Source organism: Alcanivorax sp. 24 (assembly GCF_004360225.1).
In the GTDB taxonomy this organism is placed as follows: Bacteria; Pseudomonadota; Gammaproteobacteria; order Pseudomonadales; family Alcanivoracaceae; genus Alloalcanivorax; species Alloalcanivorax xiamenensis.
The window spans coordinates 252,941-274,331 of sequence record NZ_SNUA01000004.1 but is presented as its reverse complement, the minus strand read 5'-3'; the positions used below and the strand labels follow the sequence as shown (position 1 = coordinate 274,331).

Here is a 21,391-nt window from a genome sequence, read left to right as displayed (position 1 = left end):
GGGTTTCCGATCCCGGACAGGCCGGAATCAGCCCGATACTTTTCCACTTTTCACGACGACAATCAAAGCTGATTTTTTATAACCGCCATTCGCTTGCAAGCAAGCTTCCCACAACGGCTTCGTGGCGTAATCCGCGGGAGCCAGTTTGCTGGCGAATGCGGCTGGCTGAATTATTCAGCCAGCCGCCCCACCAGGCTGGTCTTGAGCAATGCCAGCGCCGGCCGCACCCGCTCCTCCGGCCCCATCTCGATGCGCCTGAGGGCAATACCGCGCAAGGCATCCATCATGAACGTGCGCACCCCGACCAGAGTGTCGGTGTCCAGGGACACGTCGGCGAACAGACGCACCCATTCCCGATGGCGGGTCTCGGCCAGCTCGCGCATTTCCTGGCACAGCTGCGAGTGGAGCGCGCCATTGAAACGCTCATACAAACGGATCTCCATGGCCGCCACATAGTCGTCGCTGCCCAACACCGACCAGTAATGGTCCACTACCCAGGCCACCCGATCGGCCAAAGGCCGGGCCGCCAGCTCCGCCACCGGAAACCCCCAGTCCAGGCGCAATGCCAGACGGCTGCGAACCGCCACGAACAGATCGTCGCGGGAGGCAAAGTGGTATTGCAGAGCGCCCCGGGAAACCCCCGCGCGACGCGCCACCAACGGCGTGCTCAGGGCGGCGTAGCCTTCCGTGCGAATCAACTCCAGGGCGGCGGTCACCAGTTTCTCCCGGGTATCCAGACTGCGCGCCTGCCGGGGGGCGCGCCGGGCACCGGGGACTTCCGCGTCCATCGCCGGAGAGTTCTCTACGTCTTCGGTCATGGTTGTGATCCATTGCGTTCGCCGAATGCCGATCATCTTGACCGGCAAAAAAAATCATGGTTGATTGTTTATCCCGTTTTGTCGAGCCCCGGGCGCTCTTTTTCGCGCCAGGTTCCCGGACCCAACGGGCGATGCCTCCCGGATATTCCCGGATGGCGGCCATCGGAACAATAAGGAGCACAAAATGAATCCCCCCCTGCCGCCGGGCGATCCCCGGCATGGAGTCCGTCATGACTGAAGCCGCCGTTATCGTCGACGCCCTGCGTACCCCCATGGGCCGTGGCAAACCTGATGGCGGGCTGGCCAGCCTGCACCCAGTGGACCTGCTCGCCGCCCTGTTGAAAGAGACCGTCCAGCGCCACGACCTTGATCCCGGCCTGGTGGATGACGTCATGATCGGTTGCGTCAGTCAGTCCGGGGAGCAGTCCGCCACCCCCGGCCGAATGGCCTTGCTCGCCGCCGGCTTTCCCGAGCATGTCCCCAGCACCACCATTGATCGCAAATGCGGCTCCAGCCAGCAAGCGGTGCATTTCGCCGCCCAGTCGATCATGGCCGGCGCCAATCAGCTGGTGATCGCCGGCGGCGTGGAGTCCATGAGCCGGGTCCCCATGGGCAGCGCGCGCATGGGCCAGGATCCGTTCGGCCAGGGCGTGAACGAACGCTATGCCCCCGGCCTGGTGTCCCAGGGCGTAGCCGCCGAGTTGGTGGCCAGCCGTTACCAGCTGGACCGCGATACCCTGGATCAGTATTCCGCCCAGTCCCACCAGCGGGCCGCGGCTCATCGCGAAGCCGGTGCTTTCCGCGACGAGATCGTGCCGGTGACCCTGCCCGACGGCCGTGTCCTGTCCGAGGACGAAACCATCCGCCCCGCCACCACCGCCGAACGGCTGAGTGAATTGCGTCCGTCATTCCAGGACGACGCCCTGAAACAGCGCTTCCCGGAAATCAACTGGAGCATCACCGCCGGCAACGCTTCTCAGATCACCGACGGCGCCTCCGCCCTGTTGATCATGAGTGAAAGCCTGGCCAACAAACTGGGGCTTCAACCGCTGGCCCGTTTCGTCAGCTTCGATGTCCGCGGCGACAGCCCGCTGACCATGCTGACGGCGCCGATTCCGTCCAGCAAACGGGCCCTGCAAAAAGCCGGCATGAGCGTGGATCAGATCGACCATTTCGAGGTGAACGAGGCCTTCGCGCCGGTCCCCCTGGCCTGGCAAAAGGAGCTGGGCGCGGACCCTCAACGGCTTAATCCTCGCGGCGGCGCCATCGCCCTCGGCCATCCGCTGGGCGCTTCCGGGACCCGGCTGATGACCACACTGGTGCACGCTCTGGGCCAGAACGGCCAGCGCTATGGTCTGCAGACCATGTGCGAGGCCGGCGGCATGGCCAACACCACCATCGTCGAGCGGCTGTGAGGTTCCATGGACGACAGTCGTAGCTTGTTACTGGACACCGCTGGACGACTCTTCGCCGAACTGCGGGACACACCGGACGATGCTGATCTGGCCTGGCGGCGGGTGGCCGAACTCGGCCTGCCACTGGCCTTGGTGGACGAGGCCCGCGGCGGCTTCGACCTGCCGGCTGCGGATGCGCTGGCGCTGGTTCGCCTGGCCGGTCAATACGCACTGGCGGCACCGCTCGGCGAGGCCCTGCTCGCCAACCGTCTGCTCGCCGAGGCCGGCGCCGATATCGACGAAGGGCGCCCCACCATTGCCGTGGCGGACCCGCGCAATCCATTGGAATTGAACCGGGAGGAGAACCGCTGGCGGGTGACGGGCCGGCTGCCGGCGGCCCCCTGGGCGGAACACGCGGAAGTGATCGTCACCATCGCCCGGCACGATCGGCAAAACCGGCTGCTGCTGCTCGACCCCGGCAGCCTGGCGGCAACGCCCGGAACCAACCTGGCCGATCAGCCGCGCACCGACCTGACCCTGGACCTTGAGCTGAACGACCAGCGGGTGCGCGAGTTGCCCGAGACGCTCAGCCCTGAATGGCTGTTCGAAAGCGGCGCCCTGCTGCGCTGCCAGGAAATCGCCGGGGCCCTGGCCACGGTGCTCGACATGACCGTCCAATACGCCGGCGAACGGGTGCAATTCGGCAAACCCATCGCCCGGCAACAGGCGATCCAGCAGCAACTGGCGGTGCTGGCCACCCAGGCAGCGGTGGCCGCCGGGGCCGCCGACATGGCGGTGGACGCGTTCCATGATCCCCGCCGCCAGTCACTGATCGCCGCCGCCAAGGCCCGCTGCGGTGAAGCCGCCGGCCAGGCACTGGCCATCGCCCACCAGGTCCACGGCGCCATCGGCATGACCCGGGAATACCGGCTCAACCTGTACAGCCGGCGGCTTTGGAGCTGGCGTGACGAATTCGGCGGCGAACGCTACTGGCAGGTCCGGTTGGGCGAGCAGGTGCTGGCGCGCGGCGCCGATGGCCTTTGGCCCTTTATCACCGAACTGGGCAGCAGCACCGAAGGAGCGCGCCAATGATCGATTTGTCCTTCCCGACGCCTCCGGAATCACAACAGGCGGAGAGCTTCCGTGAACAGGTACGCGACTTCCTCGCCACCGAACTGGCTGGCCGCGCGCCGCTTCAGCGGGTCGAATCCTGGATGGGATTCGATGCCGGCTTCAGCCGCCGCCTTGGCGAGCAGGGCTGGATCGGCCTGACCTGGCCGAAACAGTACGGCGGCAGTGAACGCAGCGCCTTGGAACGCTACGTGCTGCTGGAGGAACTGTTGGCCGCCGGCGCGCCAGTGGCCGCGCATTGGATCGCCGACCGGCAGAGCGGTCCGCTGCTTCTGCGCTACGGCACCGAAGCCCAGAAGCAAGCGATCCTGCCGCGCATCACCCGTGGCGAATGTTTCTTCTGTATCGGCATGAGCGAGCCGGATTCCGGTTCCGACCTGGCCGCCGCCCGCACCTACGCCGAGCCGGTGGACGACGGCTTCATCGTCAACGGCACCAAGTTGTGGACCACCTACGGCCACGAGGCCCATTACATGGTGCTGTTCTGCCGCACCAGCCGCGACAATGAGGACCGCCATGGCGGCACCAGCCAGTTGCTGATCGATCTGACCCTGCCGGGTATCACCATCCGGCCGATCCACGACCTGTCCGGCGCGCATCATTTCAACGAGGTAGTGTTCGAAAACGTGCGCGTTCCCCGCGACGCCCTGATCGGCGAAATGGGCGATGGCTGGAACCAGGTGCTCAGTGAACTGGCGTTCGAGCGCAGCGGCCCGGACCGGTTTCTCTCCACTCTGTGGGTGCTGATCGAGTTGATCCGCGCTCTGCAAGGCCGGGATGACGATCAGTCCCGCATCGCCGTTGGCCGCCTCACCGCGCACTTAATGAGCCTGCGCCGACTGTCACGCAGCGTCGCCGGCATGTTGCAGCGGGGCGAGAATCCAACTTTGCAGGCGGCCATCGTCAAGGACCTGGGAGCCTTGCTGGAACAGGAAATTCCGGACATTGCCCGGCAACTGGTGGACACCGGCCATGCCGACGCCGCGCACCGGGACTTTTTCCAGGTGCTCCACTACGCTGTGCAACAAGTACCCGCATTTTCATTACGAGGCGGCACCCGGGAAATTCTGCGCGGTATCATCGCGCGTGGCCTGGGTTTGCGTTGAGAGGCGATTGACATGCATGGGCATGCACGCTTACACGCAACACGCTTGCACGCTACTGCCAAAGCAGAGCGCAATCCGGCCCTGACTTCCCGAGCAATCAGACCTTTCCGTCTGGCTCGGGGCTGGCAAGCATGGCGTGCAAGCGTGTTGCGTGTAAGCGTGTCTGCGTGTTCACGAACCACCACACACACGAAGAAGAGCGTTTTATGAGCGAACTGGTTACCTATCAAATCAACGACGGCATCGTCACCCTGACCCTGAACAGCCCGGAAAACCGCAACCCGATTTCCGACGCCGACATGATCGAGGCGCTGCTGGACGCCCTGGAGCGCCTGGAAGCGGACCCACAAGCCCGGGTGGCGATTCTTACCGGTGCCGGCAGTGCCTTCTCCAGCGGCGGCAACGTGAAAAAAATGGGCGCCGCCGGCGGCCTCAACGACGCCACCGCCCCGGTCAAAACCCGGCGCAACTACAAAACCGGCATTCAGCGCATTCCGCTGGCGTTCGAAAAACTCGAGGTCCCGGTCATCGCCGCCGTCAACGGCCCGGCGGTGGGCGCGGGCTGCGATCTCGCCTGCATGTGCGACATCCGCATCGCTGGCGAGCGCGCCTGGTTCGCCGAGAGTTTCGTCAAGTTGGGGATCATTCCCGGCGACGGCGGCGCCTGGCTGCTGCAGCGAGTGGTGGGCTTTTCCAAAGCGGCGGAAATGGCACTGACCGGCGACCGCGTCGGTGCCGAGGAAGCTCTCGCCTGTGGCCTGGTGTCCCGGGTGGTGGCGGACGACACATTGCTGGACGAGGCCCGCGCCCTGGCCGCGCGTATCGCCGCCAATCCGCCGCAGGCGGTGCGCATGACCAAACGCCTGCTGTGGAGCGCCCGTTCCTCACGCCTGGATACGGTGCTGGAAATGTCCGCCGCCATGCAGGCGCTGGCGCACACCACCGACGACCACGACGAAGCCGTGGCCGCTTTCATCGATAAGCGGGGCCCGAAATTCAGCGGCCAATAATCCCCGATCAGGGCGCCCGCGCGCCCTTTTCGTTTCCTGCCCGGCACGGCTCGCATGCCGGTCACTGGACGGACTCCGATGCCCCTTCCCTCCGCCGACGCCGGGCCCCGCGTCTATCAACACCCGGGCTTCGTGCCTTTCGTTCTCGCCCGTCTGGGCGCGGCGTTAGCCATGCAAGTGCAGGCCATCATCGTCGCCTGGCAGGTTTACGCCTTGACCCGGGATCCGCTCAGCCTGGGTTATGTGGGTCTGGCCCAGTTCCTGCCGATGGTGGTGTTGCTGCTGCCCGCCGGCGATCTGGTGGATCGCTTTGATCGACGTCTGATCCTGCACGCCAGTTGGGCGGCGCAAGCCGTGTGCAGCGCTCTGCTCATCGTGCTTTCCCTGAACCCGCCGGCTCACGCCGGTCCTTTCTATGTGGTGTTGGTGCTGTTCGGCGCCGCCCGCGCCTTCACCGGCCCAACCTTGCAAAGCCTGCTGCCGCAAATCGTGCCACAAGCCATACTTGGCAAAGCCATCGCGCTCAATTCCTCGATCATGAAGATCGCGGTCATTGGCGGGCCGATGCTGGGCGGATTCCTTTATCCGCTCGGTGCCACCACCGCCTACAGTGTGGTCCTCGGTTGCTTTCTGTTCGCTCTGGCCATGCTTTTTCTGGTGCCGATCCGCTACCGACAGCGCCCTCTGCATTCTGGCGACACCACCTCCTGGCAACGCTTTACCGCCGGTATTCTTTATATCCGCGATAAGCCGGTGATTCTCGGCATCATCTCCCTGGACCTGTTCGCCGTCTTGTTCGGTGGCGTGGTGGCACTGCTGCCGATCTACGCCGATGAAATCCTGCACGTGGGTTCGGAGGGACTTGGTGCCCTGCGCAGCGCCATCGCCCTCGGTGCTTTCGTCATGGGTTTGTATCTGGGAGTACGCGCCATTCGCCAGCACACCGGCCTGGTGATGTTCGCGGCGGTGGCGATCTTCGGCGTCGCCAATCTGGTGTTCGCCCTGTCCACCTCATTCTGGCTATCCCTGGCTGCCCTGTTCATTGCTGGCGCCGCCGACATGATCAGTGTCTATGTGCGGCTGACATTGCTGCAACTGGCCACGCCGGATGAAATGCGGGGACGCGTCAACGCCGTGAATATGCTGTTCATCGGCGCCTCCAATGAGTTGGGGGAATTCGAGTCGGGCATTACCGCGTCCTGGTTCGGTACCGTGCCGGCGGCGGTAATTGGCGGCGTCGGCACACTCGCGGTGGTTGGCTTGTGGATGTGGGGCTTTCCGGTCTTACGCCAGGTGGATCGACTTGAGGACGTCGCGGTGGAGGACGGTCAGAGCAGCGTCTTACGTAAATAGATCCGGCGATAAATACCCTGCTCCAGGCGCCGCTCGCATTCTTCATAGCCGTGATCAAGATAAAACACCAGATTCTCGACCATGGCTTCGCTGATGTAGATATAGAGCATGTCATGACCGGCATCACGAGCCAGCTGTTCGGCCTGTTTCAACAGCCTCCGGCCCAGCCCCTGTTTCTGAAAATCAGGGTCCACCGCCATGTTTTTTGTGAGCAGCCCGACGTCGGTTTCTTCCAGCTCCACCACACCCTGAATACCGAGCCCATCGTCCGCCACCCACACGATGTTCCGCAACACAACTTGATTGTAGTCGTCGGTCATCGGCGCCGGAGGGCGCCCCATGCGGGGAACGAAATGTTGATACGCGCGCAGCACGCAACGGGAAATAGCCGCCGCGTCCTGCCGACGGGCCGGACGTAGAACGACGGGACGGTGCCTATCCATGACGGCCATGACGTGTGAAACGCTTTCCTCCTGACAGCGCCCGGGTCCGAGGTCCCAGACAATGGAAGTTGCACTGTAAGAAGAATCCTGCTCGATGAGAAGAGGTTGTTCCATAATACGAGAAACCCGGCCCAGCCAATGTCGCAATTTGCTTATGCCTGGTGATTCGCGACAGTGGTTTCCGTTCACTGGTGCCGGTTACCCATTCGCGTGATGATGATTGACAACGCCTTGACGCGATCAAGGGCAAAATGGGTGGCCGAAAAGGAGATAACATCGTGAAGAATCTATCTGTTCTTCTGGTCGAGGACCATCGCCAGCTGGCCCAAACCGTGGTCGAATATCTGGAGCAGGAAGGCGCGATGGTGGACTACGCCGGCGACACCAGCCTGGCTCGTTCGTTGGTCAAGGAACACCATTACGACATCCTGATACTCGACGTGATGCTGCCCGGCGAGGACGGTTATAGTTTCTGCCAATATCTGCGCCATGATCTGGCTCTGGATACGCCGGTGATTTTTCTCACCGCGCGGGATCAGCTCGATGACAAGCTGGAGGGCTTCGAACGGGGTGGGGACGACTATATCGTCAAACCTTTCGCGCTTCCGGAGCTGGTTGCGCGGATTCGTGTTCTGGTGCGCCGGGAGCGTCGCGAAGTCACCCCTAATGTACTCACCATCGATGATCTGCAATTGGATCCTGCCCGGCAGGAAGTCCGCCGCGGCGGCCAGATTCTGAAGCTCTCTCCCACCGCGTTCCGAATATTACGCATTCTTATGCGCGAGTCGCCCAAGGTGGTGAGCCGTGAGCAGCTCGAACAGGAACTCTGGGGCGACCTGGTGCCGGACTCGGACGCACTCAGAAGTCATCTCTACAATCTACGCAAAGCGGTGGACAAGCCGTTCGCTCACAACCTCATGGAGACTTTGCCAGGTGTCGGTTTCAGCATCCGGGCTCCGCGGAGCGAGAGCGCCTGAGAAACGGTTAACGAAATCGTACGCGCACTTCCGTGCCTTTGCCTGGCTGGCTGGCCACGTCCAGGTGCCATTCGAAACGCTCGCAAAGGCGCTGCACTATGGCCAGTCCCAAACCATACCCGCCCTCACTGGCGGCACCGCGTTCAAACGGCTTCAATAGCCGCGCCAGTTCCTCACGATCCATTCCGGATCCGGTGTCCACCACGTGCACGGCGTCATCGACCACGACCAGAGTAACGCGGCCCGAGCCGCTGTAATTGATGGCATTGCGGATCAGATTGGTGAAGACGATGTTCAGTACGGTCTCCGACGCCTCCAGTGACAGTAATGCTTTTTGCTTCACCCGGAGTTGAATCCGCTTGCGCTCCGCCAGCGGTTGCAGTCGATCGATCAGATTCGCCACGACGTCGTTCACAACCAGCGGCTCCGGCGACACTGGCCGCTGTTCCGTGCGCGCCAGCAGCAGCAACGTCTCCACCAGCGCTTCCATGTCATCGACGGTATCCGACATCCTGCCGATCAACGGCCGATCGCCAATCTGACGCTCCAACAGCTCAAGATTGGCACGGAACACCGCCAGAGGCGTACGCAGCTCATGACTGGCATCCCGGGTGAACTGCCGTTCCCGTTCAACAAAACGCAGCAGACGGTCCGCATAAGCATCCAGCGCGGCGATCAACACCGAGGCTTCGCTGCCCGGCTCCGCTTCCACCTGGGAAAAATCCGGCCGTGCCTGCTGCGGATCAAGCACATTGGTATGACGCAGTGTTTCCGACAATCGAACCAGCGGCGACACTAACGCTCTGGACTTCCTCCAACCCAGAAAGGAGGTCAGGTAAATCACCAGCAATACGCCGGTCAAAGGCAGGATGCCAAACATGAACGCCAGGGCGGAAACCCTCTGTTCATCGAAAATCAGATAGAGCCGGGCCTCACCATTATGCTCGATATAGATCAGCGGCTGTTCGCCATCCAGCGTCACTCTCTGATAACCATCGGGCAATGATCTCAGCACCTCGGGCACCGGATCCCGGATCCGCTCATCCACCAGCAGCCCGAGCAGGTGGCGAGTGTTGGGACGGGCGGAACCCGGATCTTGCTGATAGAGCCGCCAATAGTGCTCGGCCTCCTGCATCAGGGCTTCCTTGACCAACACGTTTTCAATGATTTTCGCCGTGGCCCAGACTCCCAGCACCGTGGCCGTGCTGATAAACAGAATCTGTATCAGAAAAACCCGAGTGAGCCGGTGCTGAACCCCTTTACGTGTCATCTTGGTCCCGACAGAACAAATAATGGCCAACGAACCATTACTTGCCTTCACCATAGTTGAACAGTTCGGCGCAGGCCATGAAAAACATCCGCCAACGCTGTAGCCAGATCACCCCTTCATTGCCGCCGTATAGTTCATCCAGTAGTGGAATCAACTCTTCCCGTTGGCGATCCGTTGCTTCCAACCAGGCTTCGAGGGTACGACCATAGTGGCGGCCATTTATGGCCCAGGACTGTTCCAGGTTGAGCCGATCGGTACAACGGGGCAGCCAATCGAAGGACGGCATGACCCCGCCGGTAAAGAAGTAACGCCCCATCCAGTTGGCATCACCCTCCGTTTCGAAAAGATATGTCAGCTGCCGATGGCAGAATATGTGCACGAACAGCTTGCCACCGGGCTTCAACCAATGGTGAATACGGCGGGTCAGCTCACGATGATTACGCATGTGTTCAAACATCTCCACCGAGACCACGCGATCAAAGTTCCGATCCGGTTGGAACACGGTCACATCCGCAGTGATGACACGAAGATTATCCAGTCCCCGCGCCTTGGCCCGGGCCAGAATCCATTGCCGTTGCGAGTTTGAATTGCTGACCGCGGTAATATGGCTGCGCGGGTAGCGGTCGGCCATCCACAGGGAAAGCGATCCCCAGCCGCAACCCAACTCAAGTACCTCCTGACCATCACTGAGCTTCGCCCTTTCGCAGGAGAGTGACAGCATTGCTTCCTCCGCCTCGGTCAGATCGTCCACGCCATCCGCCCAGTATCCGCTGGAGTATTTAAGATGCCGTCCAAGAATCCGCGAATAGAAGCGAGCATCCACCTCGTAGTGCTGTTCATTGGCTTCTCCCTGTGCCACCGCCACCGGGCCGCCGGAGAGTGTGTCGAGCAGTTGACGCTGTTCGGTTCGGCGGGGCGGTTCCCGCCGCAGACGTTTGCCAAGCAAGTAACGAATACCTTGGCGGACCAGTCTGTCAGGCAACAAGCCGGATTCAGCCAGACGAATCATCATGAGGCGGATCTCCAGGGGATAAACGGACTGGTGGTACGTTGGTAATCACGGTAATCCGCGCCACGGGATTTCAGCGCCTGCTTCTCGGTATAGGGAATGCCAGTGACGAACCAGAGAAACAGCAGCATCAGTACCGGCAGGCCCCACAGCCAGACGCCACCTTTCGCACCAACGGCGATCAGTGGATAGCTGAACCAATGCAACCACTCAAAAAAATAGTTGGGGTGCCGTGAGTATCGCCACAGGCCGTCACGGCAGGTTCGCCCGTGACTGTCGTCTCGTGCCTTGAAGCGCGCCAGTTGATGATCAGACAACGCCTCTCCACAGATCGCCACCAGCCCGATGGCGATGCCCGCGGTCATCGTTATCGGGTGGAATAGCGACTGGCTGGCAATAACATGGAACGGCAAGGCGAACACCCAGGCCAATCCGGCCTGAGCCCAGAACACCAGGAGGAACACAGGCTGCGCGCCACGCCCCAGTCGTTCACGCATCGCCCGGTAACGGCCGTCTTCCTGCTTCTCGTTGGTCACCCGCTTGAAAATGTGGCCACCAAGGCGGGTCGCCCAGACCAACAACAAAGCCCCCGCCACCAACCTCGGCAACCCTTCACCACTTCCGGCAATGAGATAGGACAATCCGGTCAGACCCGTTCCCATACTCCAGGCCACGTCCACCCAACCCGCGTTCCCGGTCAGCCGCTGAACCCACCACGCCATGGTAAAAGCCAATAACAACAGAACCAGACTGACAATCAGAACACCGGAGATCATCGTGTTTCCTTCCTTTCACGCCGCGACAAGGAGGCCAGAAACGGCACAATTACCGCCCAGATCGGCGCATAGCATAGCGCCATCGGCATCCAGCCCAGCGGTGCGCTCGCCGCACCGAAACGAATCCCCGCGGTTACCGAAAACACACCACCCATCGCCCCGACAACGGCAGCCCACCGCGGCCGGCGCCGTAACCAGGCCAGCGAATAATTAAAGCTCACCGCGAAACCCAACCACAGACTCCATATCCATGACGGCGGCCACCAGGTTCCGCCGCCTGTCACGTAGTGCAGCACTCCCGTGAACATCAAAAACGGCTCCACCAGAACACAGCACAATGCACCGGCCACCAACAATCTCAGATCCGCACGCCAGTTCCGCTCCAGCGTCCACAGCACCGCCAGCATTATCACCACCACGCTCCATGCCGGCACCACCCATTGGCGCGCGGATCCGATCACCGCCACCGCCATAGCACCTGAAATCCTACGAAATTAGCCACAGTGGCGGCGACAACACGATTCATACACCGCAGCATCCTCCGTGTCTCGTCAACGGCCTGTGAACCAGGCTCACAACGGATTCACAACCGTCGTGAAATTGTAGCCACTGGTATTGAGGAGAACCCCATGAAACGCCTTTTTTGGTCCATGGCCACGGTATCGTTGCTGGCCGCCGCCGGTTGTGCCCATAGCCCGGATTCACCGGGTTATTCACACCTCTATGAGCACGCCCTTGAACAGCAACGCGGTGTAACGCCCGTGCCGGCAGGGGCACTGGAACGTTTTATCGCGCTCTATTCCCCGATCGACGCCCACTATCTGCGCGCCCATCTGGATGAGGTCTACGCGGAACGGATTTACTTCAACGATACTCTGGCCACGTTCTACCAGCGTGACGAGTTGAAGGCGCATATGTTGAAAACCGCCGAACGACTTAATGAAATGCGGCTGCGCATCCGTAAGATCTGGCGGGACGACGATGATGTTTTCCTGCAATGGATCATGGAAACCCGCTTTACGGTTCTCGGCCGGGAACGCGGCTCACGTACCATTGGCATCTCGCAACTGCGTTTTAACCGGCAAGGCCAGGTGATCTTCCATCAGGATTTCTGGGACAGCAGCCAGGGTCTGGATCAGCATCTTCCCATCATCGGCCCCGTGACCCGAATGCTGCGGCAGCATCCCTGATAGGGCGTCTCTTCCGGTGTCGGCGGAACACTGGCGCCACGCCGCCGCCTCGGGTCTACGTTGAAGAGCCCGATACCGACTTTATCGGTGTTCCAAGCCCAGGCGGATCATGTCACCCCGATAGCACGGCCCGACTGCCAGAAGATGGACGGTACTGATAGCTCTTTCCAGAAAAGCCCCCTGGCAATAGCAAAGATAGTAGTCCCACATTCGGCAGAAGCGCTCATCAAATCCCATCTCCCTGATCCTGGGCAAAGCGGAAACAAATCTCTGCCGCCAGTGCCCCAGAGTACGCGCATAATCATGACCGATATCATGCAGCGCCACGGGAACCAGACGAGTACGACGACGCAGAGTGTCACTCATTACCGTTACCGATGGCAGAAAACCGCCGGGAAAAATATACCGCTTTATAAAATCGACGTTATCCCGCGCATACTCATAACGTTGGTCGGGCACCGTGATCGCTTGTAGCAGCAACATGCCATCCGGTTTGAGCCGGCTATTCAGAATGTCGAAGTATCCGTCCAGGTATTGATGCCCCACCGCCTCGACCATCTCCACCGAAACCACTCGATCGTAAACACCGCTCAGTTCCCGATAATCGCGCTCCAGCACCTCGATACGGTGGTCCAGACCGGCCGTTTTGATTTTCTCGCGGGCGTATCGTGCCTGCTCGCGGGAGAGGGTCGTGGTTGTTACCCGAACACCATGATGACGGGCTGCGTGGATCGCCAGCCCACCCCAGCCGGTACCGATCTCCAGCAGGTGCATACCTTCGGACAAACGCAGGCGGCGGCAGATCAGATCCAGTTTATGCACCGAGGCGGTTTCCAGGTCCACCTCCGGGCCGGGATAGATGGCGCTGGAATACATCATCCGCGCATCCAGAAAAAGAGCGAAAAACTCATTGCCCAGGTCGTAATGAGCGGCGATGTTACGGCGCGAGCCGTTCACGGAATTACGATGGGCGGAATGCAGGACCTTCAGTAGCGGTTTGACCAATAGTGCAGCGCCGCCCTCCAAGGACCGCATTGCTTCTATATTCGCAGCGAAATAACGCATCACCGCCACCAGATCGGGACTGTCCCAGCCTCCGTCCATATAGGCTTCGGCTGCCCCCAGAGCACCTCCGGTCACCATTCGTCTGTAGCAGTCCCAATCAGCGATCCGCAGACTGGCGGCGCCGTCGCCGAAGCGTACCTGAGTACCGTCCGGCTCATAAAGAGACAGGCCGCCGACAGGCAGGGCCGCCAGCCGCTTATGCACCAGCTTACGCGCCACCCCTTGCAGCCAGGTCGGATGCCGCATTACCAGAGCTTTATCCCCGTCCATCATGGCCGTTGTCCCCTCCTCTCGACTCACCTCGCCCGGGATGGGCATGAAACGGCACGCCTTTTCGCCACAATCTCCAGGCTTGCCAGTAAATCCCCGCCATGGTTTTCAAACTCTGAGCGCCAAAGCGACAGACGATTCTCGCCATGGCGCCGGGATCCGCGTTGGTCATTCGCATGTTCAGGCCGGCGGAGAACACCAGCTGATCGCCGTCATGGTCCTCCAACGTTAAGCGAAGGTCGGGAAACAGCGCGTGAAGGTACCAGTGGTAGCGCAGCGCCATGGGAAGAAACGGGGAAACATGAAACGTCTTGGCGTGGGAGGCCGTCAGCCCCTGTTCTGTCCACGCCAGCGGCAACGCATAGAAATGCCGCTCATGCCAGGGCGTATTCCTCACTTCCGCCAGCATCGCCGAGGGATAATCGGCGCCGGGAGGAAAGTGCATATACAGCACCAACGGATTGAACAAAGCACCGAAGGTACGCCATTGTCCCAACATACAAATCCGGCCCGACGACCAGTCGAGTCCATGCTCCCGGGCCTGCTGGCGGACTTTTTCCCCCAGCGGCCGGTCCCGGCCATCGATGAAATCCCGGTCCCGGAACGTCACCAGGCGCCAACGCCGCCCCCACAGTTTCTGCCTCCGCAGCAACCGGTCAGGCTCGTCCACATTGCACCACACCAACCACAGCGGGTAGCGGAACGAATGCACCACCGGCGTCCGGCGGCAATGCCAGACGTGTCCGCGGGCCAGAGCGAAATCCGGAATCACGAACTTCCCCCGGAACGCTCAAACCCGTCAACCACGTTCAGGGCGGACACCACCCCGTCCTCATGGAATCCGTTGCGGCACCAGGCGCCGCAGAACCAGGTTCGCCGTTCGCCGTTGCGCTGCAAAAGACGCTGACGCGCGGCGAGCCCCGCCGGGGTGAACAAAGGATGGCGAAAGGTGCGGCGGTGTAGCACTTTCTCCTCGCGAATCCGGTCCCCCGCATTCAGCGTTACACAGAATGTCTCCGGGGATGTCAGCCCCTGCAGCAGGTTCATGTTGTAAGTCACTTGTACCGGCTGAGTCTCATCGGCCTTGCCCAGCATGGCGTTCCAGCTGGACCAGGCACGCCGGCGGCGTGGCAGCAGGCGGGTGTCGGTATGCAGAACCACATCATTGGACTGATAAGGCAACACCCCCAGACACTCTCTTTCCAGCGGGTCCGCGTCCTCCAGTATTTCCGAAACCTGGTCGCTGTGACATGCCAGGATCACCTGATCGAAACGGCGCGGCTTTTCTTCCCCCGCCAGCGTCAGATTCACACCAGCGGCATCGCGGCGCACCGAGATCACCGCGCGCCCGGTAACCCAGTGCGCCGGACAGGTTGAACGCAACGCCCGCACAATAGCCGCGGGAGCCCCCGGGGATAACGTACCACTGAGGCCGGTCACGTAACGTCAACAGGCCGTGATGTTGAAAAAAGCCCACGAAAAAACGAGCGGGAAACGCCTCCATCTGCGCCAGTGAGCAGGACCAGATAGCACCGCCCATGGGCAGAATGTAATGCCGCCGAAAGGCATCGCTGTAACCGCCTTCCCGCAAAAACATCCCAAGCGGTTGCTCGCCACCGGGTTCGGTCAACAGAGCCGGGGCATCGCGATTGAAACGCAGGATGTCACGCAACAATCGCCAATGCCGCGGACGGGCCAGGTTGGCGCGCTGAGCGAAGAAGCCCGACAGACCATCGCCACAGTATTCCAGCCCGGTACGTGCATCGGACACCGCGAACCCCATGCGGGTCGGTTGGCGCCCTACTCCCAACAGCGTCAGCAAGCTTTCAAAGTTCGGGTAGGTACGGTCATTGAAGACAATGAACCCCATATCCACGGCGTAATCGCCATGTTCGCGGCGCACATCCACGGTATAGGTGTGCCCGCCCAGTTGCGCTTCGGCCTCGAACACCGTGACCTGATGACGGGCGCCGAGATACCAGGCCGCGGTCAACCCGGCTATGCCACCGCCGACAATGGCGATACGCTGACTCATGCCCCCTGCTCTCCGGCCTGCCGATGCCAGGCGTCACGCGCGGCGCGAAACGCTGTTTCCACCCGCTGCTTGACCCCTTCGTGCGGCACCAGCGGCGGCGGATAGTCTCCGGTCAACAACGGCTGCTTCCAGGGCTCATGGATGGTCTCGTTATCGAGCTCCGCCAACTCGGTGACATAGCGTGCGATAAAGCGCCCTTCCGGGTCGAACCGACGGCTTTGTCGGACCGGGCTGAAAACCCTGAAATACGGCGCCGCGTCGGTACCGGTGGACGCGCTCCATTGCCAGCCACCGTTGTTGGCGGCGAAATCCCCGTCGATCAAATGTCGCATGAAGAACCGCTCCCCCTTTCGCCAATCGATAAACAGATGCTTGGTCAGAAACATGGCGGCCAGCATGCGCAAACGGTTATGCATCCATCCGGTGCTGACCAGTTGCCGCATCGCCGCGTCCACCAGCGGATAGCCGGTGCGGCCCTCACACCAGGCGTCAAAATGGGCTTCGTTATCGTTCCAACGCAGAAATCGCGTTTCCGGGCGGAACGGGGCCCCCTTCGCCAATGCCGGAAACCGGTGCAGGATTTGCCGGTAAAAATCCCGCCAGGCCAGCTCACCGATCCAGGTCGCCGCGCCTTCCCTGGCCACCGGGTCCTGCATCGCCATTCGCGCCGCCCGCCAGGCCTCCGCCGGCGCCAGGGTGCCAGCGGACAATGCCGTTGACAGTTCACTGGTGGCCGTCTCCGCCGGCCGGTCGCGCAGTCTTTTGTAATCTTCGATGTGCCACTTAACGAATGCCGACAATTGCCGGGCGGCGGCGTCTTCTCCCGGCTGCCACTGCGCCCTCAATGCCTGCCCAAGCGACAGTTCCGATAATGCCGCCTCCACCCTGCCGCGCCCGGCAAAACGACCCCGCCGTGCCGGCCAGCACGGCACCTCCGGCACTCGTGGGCCGTTTTCCTCCATCCAACGGTCCCAGCGTCGTTTGTACGCGGTGAAAACCGTGTAAGGAGTGCCTTTACCGGTATTCAAGGCTCTGGGCGGTACCAGAACCCCGTCGTCGAAACCATGAATACGGACGCCATCCTTCTCCAATTCATACGCCACCGCTCGATCCCGGTTCAGCTCATTCAACGGGTATTCGCGATTGCAAAACACATCGGTAATGCCGTGTTCGCGGACGAAATTCGTTACCGCCACCACCGCATCCTCGAAGTCCCCCCCGTCGACCACATGCAGATCCACGCCGCGCGATGCCAGCGTCTTCCCCAATTCCAGCAGACTCTCCAGCACATACCAGCGGCGCAGCGGCGCCACCTCATGCCGGTCCCACTGCAACGGGCACAATACATACAACGCCAGCGCCGGTTCACCCGCCGCCAACGCCCGCAGCAGGGGCGTGTGGCTGTGACAGCGCAAATCGTTACGGAACCAAATCAGACGCATCGTCTCCCCTCCTCGCCGCCATGGTCGTCGACCAATCCCTCATTGCCTGGGCCACTTCGGCGAAATCTCCCGGACAGCGGGCCAACCATTCCGGTGTCGATAATTCCGAAGTCAGAGCCGGGCCACAGCACCACAGAGCCGGCCCGAAACCCGGTGTGCGCTTCGGCCACCACCTGGCACTCTGACGTCTTACCGGGTGTTCCCCGAGCACCCATAGCAGGCCATCCAGACGGGGATGGTTCAGCCAGGTCCCCAGTTCCGTCCCCGCCACCGGCAACATCACACTCCATACCGGCACTTCCGAAAGCGCGGCCTGAAGCATCCCCGGCAGGGGGTCGCCCACCGCCATCACCAACCATCCGTGTTGACGGCGACTGGGCGTGGCCGCCAACAGAGGGCCGGACAGCTTCAGTCGCAAAAAGCTGTCAAACAGCGTACGCGCGGCGAGACGACCCGGCGTTCGCAGGTGCGACCGCAATGGCTCGCACCAGCCGCTCACCACCTTCTCCAGCGGGTAGTCGCCGGTCAGCCGCCGGAATAACTGTTCCAATCGGCGAACATTGAGGTCATCCAGAGCGGACCAGGCCTCCTCCATGGCCTGGCGCCAAGGGCCGCTCGCCGCCTCCGGGGGCGTTCCCTGTTCCAGAACAGCACACACCTGACTGATCGGCAGCCCGCGATCCAGCCAGGCGAGGATAGAGTGGATACGAGCGACATCCGCTTCAACATACCGGCGATGGCCCCGCTCGGTCCGGGCGGGACGGATCAGTCCATAACGCCGTTCCCAGGCCCGCAGCGTCACCGGGTTCACACCGCAACGTTGGCCAACCTCCTGGATGGTCAGGGTCTCTTCCGTGCTCATAAACGGTTCCTCAATCCCAGGGCATCCGGATACGGACACAAATATTCCTGGGTCGCCAGATAAGGCTGCTCCACTTTGCTCTGAGCGCTCCGCAGCATCGTCATCGGTACGACCAGAGGCACTTCTTCACGCTGGTAAGCCTCGATCTGCTGATGAATCAGGCGGCGGTCCTCGGTACTCAGTCCCTCGCGCAGAAAGCCGGTCAAGTGCAGCATGGTGTTGACGTGGCTGCCCCGTGACACCCGCCGCGCCAACGCCGGCATCACCCGGGCGATGTATTCGTCGGCAATCACCGGCAGAGGCCGGCGCTTGAGGTCGGACAACAACGGGCCCATCCGCCGGTAGGTGGCCTGGCAGTGCGCCAGCAACTGGAACTTGTGGCGGCGGTGGAAGGCCAACAACCCTTCCGCGGTCACCCCGTTCTCCCGCAAACGACACCAGTCGTCATACACGAATACCCGCTCAACGAAGTTTTCCCGCAGGCCATCGTCGTTTAGGCGCCCTTCCTCCTCCAGTGGCATCAGGGGAAACCGGCGCGCCAACGCCGACGCGAACAGCCCGCTGGCGTCCCGCCTCGCCACCTCACCATCAGCGCGATAGACGCGGACCCGTTCCATGCCGCAACTTGGCGACTTGGCCATCAATACGAACCCTCGGAGGTGCGCGAGACGTTCCAGCCCCTGATCGATAAAACCGTGCATCAGCGCGGTGAAATCCTTTTCCCCATGCGTGGCGCACAACCGGATCCCGCCATCGATTTCCACCAGCCGCATAGCCTGACGAGGCGCGGGCAGGCCGGCGCCCATCTCCAGGCACAGGGGATGAAACTGGAAGTAGCGGTCCAACACCTCCGTGCAGTAACGGGAGTGCTTATGCCCGCCATCGTGCCGTACCGGACTGCCCAGCAGGCAGGCGCTGATCCCCACGGGGATGCGTGAATCTTTGGTGATTACCGGATGCGCGGTCATGGCCAGGCTCCATTCGCGTTCTTTGATCTGTACAAGAATGCCGTTTTGTACAAGTTTCAGCGAGCGGCGATGAAGGCGCCGTGAAGATCAGTGAACGCTACCGCGTCAGACTGGCATCGGGAGTCATACTCGGGGCGGCGCCGGTGGCAATCCGCGGGGCGGTTTACCATGGGCGGTGAACCATAAAAAAACCCCGGGTACCGCAGTCGATACGGCCCGGGGTCCTGAAGGGAACCAGGAAATGGGCCCGGCAAGGCCGGGCTTCGTGTCATCAGCGGGGATTCAGGCGATGTTGTTCACGCGGCGCGCATTGCGGAACAATTGATCCATTTCCCCTTCATAGTAAGCCTCGACGCGGGGATTCATGACCTTTTTCCACAGCGGCGGGAACAACGCCAGCACATACATGGCGGCGTATCCACCGGGCAGTTGCGGGCTTTCCTCATAGTGGCGCAGGACCTGATAGCGCCGCTTGGCGTAGGCATGGTGGTCGCTGTGGCGTTGCAACTGAAACAGCGCCAGATTGGTCAGCAGGTAGTTGGAGTTCCAGCTATGCGCCGGGGTTACCCGCTCATAGCGGCCGCTGTCCTGCAATCGACGGTGCAGACCGTAGTGTTCGACGTAGTTGATAATTTCCAGGGTCACCGCGGCCACGAAGCTCTGCGCGGCGAAGAACAACACGCCCTGCCAGCCAAATGCGATTCCGAACGCCACCGCGAACAACGCGGAGATGCCGTACCACCAAATCAGTTCATTATGGATGCTGAAGTTCTTTTTACCCTTGCGCTCCAGATATTGCTTTTCCAGCTTCCAGGCATTGAGGAAGTTGTGCTTGATGGCACGCGGGAGAAAACTGTACAGCCCCTGATTGTACTGGGATGAGGAGGCATCCTGCGGGGTGGAAACATGGACATGGTGGCCGCGCACGTGCTCCACCTTGAAGCCGGCGTAGGTCACGGAGGACAGCAGCAGCCCGCCCATCCAGTTCTCCAGTTTGGGATCCTTATGGACGAATTCATGGCCCAGGTTAATGGCGATGATGCCGCCCACTGTGCCAATGGACACAATCCAGCCCAACTTGCCGAACCAGCTGTAGTCGTTACTGATGAACACATGGCCGGCATAGAACAGCACGCCCAGCCAGATAAAGCCCATCAGAAACAGGAAGAACGTATAGATGCGCTCCTCGCTCAGGGACGGCACCTGGACCTGCTCGTCCGGGTTGGACGGATCCTTGCCGATGAGATAGTCGAGCAACGGCACGATGCCGAAGACAACGAAATAGATGAACCAGGCCCAATAGTCCTGGGTGCCGGAATCACGTCCCACATAGACGCTGAACGGCAACAGCGGCAGCACCGCGGCCCAGAACAGGAGATAGCCCCACTTTTTTATTTTCAACATGGTGTCGGACGACATTTTGGCGAACATGATCGGCCTCGCTAGTGACGGTAACAGTCTTCGATGGCAACGTTATCACGATTAACTCAATTGTCAAACAATTCAATTAGTGACACATGCGCCGATAATGGCGATAATTGCTCTCATCAAAAGGAGCCCTTTATGACCTTGAGAGCCGTGAGCCTCAGCGAGCAGATTGCCGATCATCTGGCCGAGCAGATTGTCCGCGGCGAGCGCAAACCCGGAGAGAAGCTGCCGGAATCGGAGTTGGCCAAACAGATGGAAGTGAGCACCAACTCACTCCGGGAGGCTTTCAGACTCTTGGAAAAGCAACATTTGATCGAACTGCAGCCGCGCCGTGGCGCGCGGGTTTGCGAGGTCAGCGAAAGCGAGGTTCGCGACCTTTATGATTTCCTGTTTCTGCTGCTTTCACGGCTTGCGGCGCAAGCTGCCAGCAACTGGCAGCCCGGCCAGATCGAGGACCTCGCCGCCATGCTGCCGGACTTCCAGCGCTGTTATGACCAGGGCGATGTCCAGGGCGGCCACCAACTGGCCTTCCGGTTCGTCGAGATCGCCACCGATCGTTTCGCCGCCAACCGCTACCTGGCGGCGGACATCACCGACCTGATGCCCTTGTTGAAGCGGTTTTCCTTCATTGCGCTGCAGGAGGAAACCACCGAGTTCGATGTGTCCCTTCGCATTTTCCAGCGCCTGTTGGAAAACGTGCTGGCGCGGGATCCCGAGAAAGCCGCCGCGGACATTCGCGAGTATGGCGAGAACCAATGCCGGATCGTGCTGCGGGCCGTGGCAAAGCGGAAGTTTTGACACGGAACGAGCTCTCCCCACCGCTTCCACACAAAACCCACATAAG

22 protein-coding genes are annotated in these 21,391 nt (G+C 61.3%); 8 read left to right on the top strand and 14 right to left on the bottom strand.

Annotated elements, in window-relative coordinates:
• Window positions 1-170 precede the first annotated feature (170 nt).
• On the bottom strand, window positions 171-818 hold the full coding sequence (locus E0L37_RS08065) for a TetR/AcrR family transcriptional regulator (RefSeq protein ID WP_166643021.1): 648 nt from the start codon (window positions 816-818) through the stop codon (window positions 171-173).
• A 230-nt stretch (window positions 819-1,048) separates the two neighbouring features.
• On the opposite strand from E0L37_RS08065, the gene E0L37_RS08060 reads away from it, so the two are divergent.
• From E0L37_RS08060 to E0L37_RS08040, 5 genes are all read left to right on the top strand, one after another.
• Window positions 1,049-2,233 carry a thiolase family protein gene (locus tag E0L37_RS08060; RefSeq protein ID WP_133491238.1) on the top strand — a complete coding sequence of 395 codons (1,185 nt, stop codon included), beginning with the start codon at window positions 1,049-1,051 and terminating at the stop codon, window positions 2,231-2,233.
• A 6-nt stretch (window positions 2,234-2,239) separates the two neighbouring features.
• Complete coding sequence (locus tag E0L37_RS08055) at window positions 2,240-3,304, top strand: acyl-CoA dehydrogenase family protein (protein ID WP_133491237.1); 1,065 nt, start codon at window positions 2,240-2,242, stop codon at window positions 3,302-3,304.
• Window positions 3,301-4,449 carry an acyl-CoA dehydrogenase family protein gene (locus E0L37_RS08050; RefSeq protein ID WP_133491236.1) on the top strand — a complete coding sequence of 383 codons (1,149 nt, stop codon included), beginning with the start codon at window positions 3,301-3,303 and terminating at the stop codon, window positions 4,447-4,449. Before E0L37_RS08055 ends, E0L37_RS08050 begins: the two co-directional genes overlap by 4 nt.
• 206 nt (window positions 4,450-4,655) lie before the next feature.
• A complete protein-coding gene (locus E0L37_RS08045; RefSeq protein ID WP_133491235.1) occupies window positions 4,656-5,459 on the top strand; it encodes a crotonase/enoyl-CoA hydratase family protein in 804 nt (267 codons plus the stop codon).
• A 78-nt stretch (window positions 5,460-5,537) separates the two neighbouring features.
• The gene (locus E0L37_RS08040) at window positions 5,538-6,812 is read left to right on the top strand and encodes an MFS transporter (protein ID WP_133491234.1); all 1,275 of its coding nucleotides are present in this window, start codon (window positions 5,538-5,540) and stop codon (window positions 6,810-6,812) included.
• On the opposite strand, the gene E0L37_RS08035 is transcribed toward E0L37_RS08040, so the two are convergent.
• Window positions 6,788-7,369, bottom strand: a complete 582-nt coding sequence (locus E0L37_RS08035; RefSeq protein WP_133491233.1) for a GNAT family N-acetyltransferase — start codon at window positions 7,367-7,369, stop codon at window positions 6,788-6,790. The genes E0L37_RS08040 and E0L37_RS08035 overlap by 25 nt on opposite strands.
• 164 nt (window positions 7,370-7,533) lie before the next feature.
• On the opposite strand from E0L37_RS08035, the gene E0L37_RS08030 reads away from it, so the two are divergent.
• Window positions 7,534-8,232, top strand: a complete 699-nt coding sequence (locus E0L37_RS08030; RefSeq protein WP_133491232.1) for a response regulator transcription factor — start codon at window positions 7,534-7,536, stop codon at window positions 8,230-8,232.
• 7 nt (window positions 8,233-8,239) lie between these two features.
• On the opposite strand, the gene E0L37_RS08025 is transcribed toward E0L37_RS08030, so the two are convergent.
• The 4 genes from E0L37_RS08025 to E0L37_RS08010 are packed head-to-tail and all read right to left on the bottom strand — an operon-like array spanning window position 8,240 to window position 11,760.
• Window positions 8,240-9,502, bottom strand: coding sequence for a HAMP domain-containing sensor histidine kinase (locus E0L37_RS08025; RefSeq protein ID WP_133491231.1), 1,263 nt, complete (start codon window positions 9,500-9,502; stop codon window positions 8,240-8,242).
• A 37-nt stretch (window positions 9,503-9,539) separates the two neighbouring features.
• Complete coding sequence (locus E0L37_RS08020; protein WP_205655591.1) at window positions 9,540-10,514, bottom strand: cyclopropane-fatty-acyl-phospholipid synthase family protein; 975 nt, start codon at window positions 10,512-10,514, stop codon at window positions 9,540-9,542.
• Window positions 10,511-11,287, bottom strand: coding sequence for a DUF1295 domain-containing protein (locus E0L37_RS08015; RefSeq protein WP_133491230.1), 777 nt, complete (start codon window positions 11,285-11,287; stop codon window positions 10,511-10,513). The genes E0L37_RS08020 and E0L37_RS08015 overlap by 4 nt, the downstream gene beginning before the upstream one ends.
• Window positions 11,284-11,760, bottom strand: a complete 477-nt coding sequence (locus E0L37_RS08010) for a DUF2878 domain-containing protein (RefSeq protein WP_133491229.1) — start codon at window positions 11,758-11,760, stop codon at window positions 11,284-11,286. Before E0L37_RS08010 ends, E0L37_RS08015 begins: the two co-directional genes overlap by 4 nt.
• 156 nt (window positions 11,761-11,916) lie before the next feature.
• On the opposite strand from E0L37_RS08010, the gene E0L37_RS08005 reads away from it, so the two are divergent.
• Entirely contained in the window at window positions 11,917-12,477 is a 561-nt protein-coding gene (locus E0L37_RS08005; protein ID WP_240687442.1) for a nuclear transport factor 2 family protein, read from the top strand.
• Window positions 12,478-12,558: 81 nt separating this feature from the next.
• Here E0L37_RS08005 and E0L37_RS08000 read toward each other — a convergent pair whose 3' ends face one another.
• The 8 genes from E0L37_RS08000 to E0L37_RS07970 all read right to left on the bottom strand — a co-directional run bounded on the left by E0L37_RS08000 (window position 12,559) and on the right by E0L37_RS07970 (window position 20,550).
• Window positions 12,559-13,815 (bottom strand): cyclopropane-fatty-acyl-phospholipid synthase family protein, encoded by a 1,257-nt coding sequence (locus E0L37_RS08000; RefSeq protein WP_133491228.1) that lies wholly within the window; start codon window positions 13,813-13,815, stop codon window positions 12,559-12,561.
• Window positions 13,799-14,584, bottom strand: a complete 786-nt coding sequence (locus tag E0L37_RS07995; protein ID WP_133491227.1) for a DUF1365 domain-containing protein — start codon at window positions 14,582-14,584, stop codon at window positions 13,799-13,801. Before E0L37_RS07995 ends, E0L37_RS08000 begins: the two co-directional genes overlap by 17 nt.
• A complete protein-coding gene (locus tag E0L37_RS21750; protein ID WP_240687441.1) occupies window positions 14,581-14,997 on the bottom strand; it encodes a hypothetical protein in 417 nt (138 codons plus the stop codon). Before E0L37_RS21750 ends, E0L37_RS07995 begins: the two co-directional genes overlap by 4 nt.
• The gene (locus tag E0L37_RS07990; RefSeq protein ID WP_240687440.1) at window positions 14,975-15,847 is read right to left on the bottom strand and encodes an NAD(P)/FAD-dependent oxidoreductase; all 873 of its coding nucleotides are present in this window, start codon (window positions 15,845-15,847) and stop codon (window positions 14,975-14,977) included. The genes E0L37_RS21750 and E0L37_RS07990 overlap by 23 nt, the downstream gene beginning before the upstream one ends.
• Window positions 15,844-17,289, bottom strand: a complete 1,446-nt coding sequence (locus tag E0L37_RS07985; RefSeq protein ID WP_133491226.1) for a deoxyribodipyrimidine photo-lyase — start codon at window positions 17,287-17,289, stop codon at window positions 15,844-15,846. The genes E0L37_RS07990 and E0L37_RS07985 overlap by 4 nt, the downstream gene beginning before the upstream one ends.
• Window positions 17,267-18,151 (bottom strand): MerR family transcriptional regulator, encoded by an 885-nt coding sequence (locus tag E0L37_RS07980; RefSeq protein ID WP_133491225.1) that lies wholly within the window; start codon window positions 18,149-18,151, stop codon window positions 17,267-17,269. Before E0L37_RS07980 ends, E0L37_RS07985 begins: the two co-directional genes overlap by 23 nt.
• Entirely contained in the window at window positions 18,148-19,119 is a 972-nt protein-coding gene (locus E0L37_RS07975; protein WP_133491224.1) for a DUF523 and DUF1722 domain-containing protein, read from the bottom strand. Before E0L37_RS07975 ends, E0L37_RS07980 begins: the two co-directional genes overlap by 4 nt.
• 282 nt (window positions 19,120-19,401) lie before the next feature.
• The gene (locus E0L37_RS07970; RefSeq protein WP_133491223.1) at window positions 19,402-20,550 is read right to left on the bottom strand and encodes an alkane 1-monooxygenase; all 1,149 of its coding nucleotides are present in this window, start codon (window positions 20,548-20,550) and stop codon (window positions 19,402-19,404) included.
• Window positions 20,551-20,682: 132 nt separating this feature from the next.
• On the opposite strand from E0L37_RS07970, the gene E0L37_RS07965 reads away from it, so the two are divergent.
• Entirely contained in the window at window positions 20,683-21,345 is a 663-nt protein-coding gene (locus tag E0L37_RS07965; protein WP_133491222.1) for a GntR family transcriptional regulator, read from the top strand.
• The last annotated feature ends 46 nt before the right edge of the window (window positions 21,346-21,391 follow it).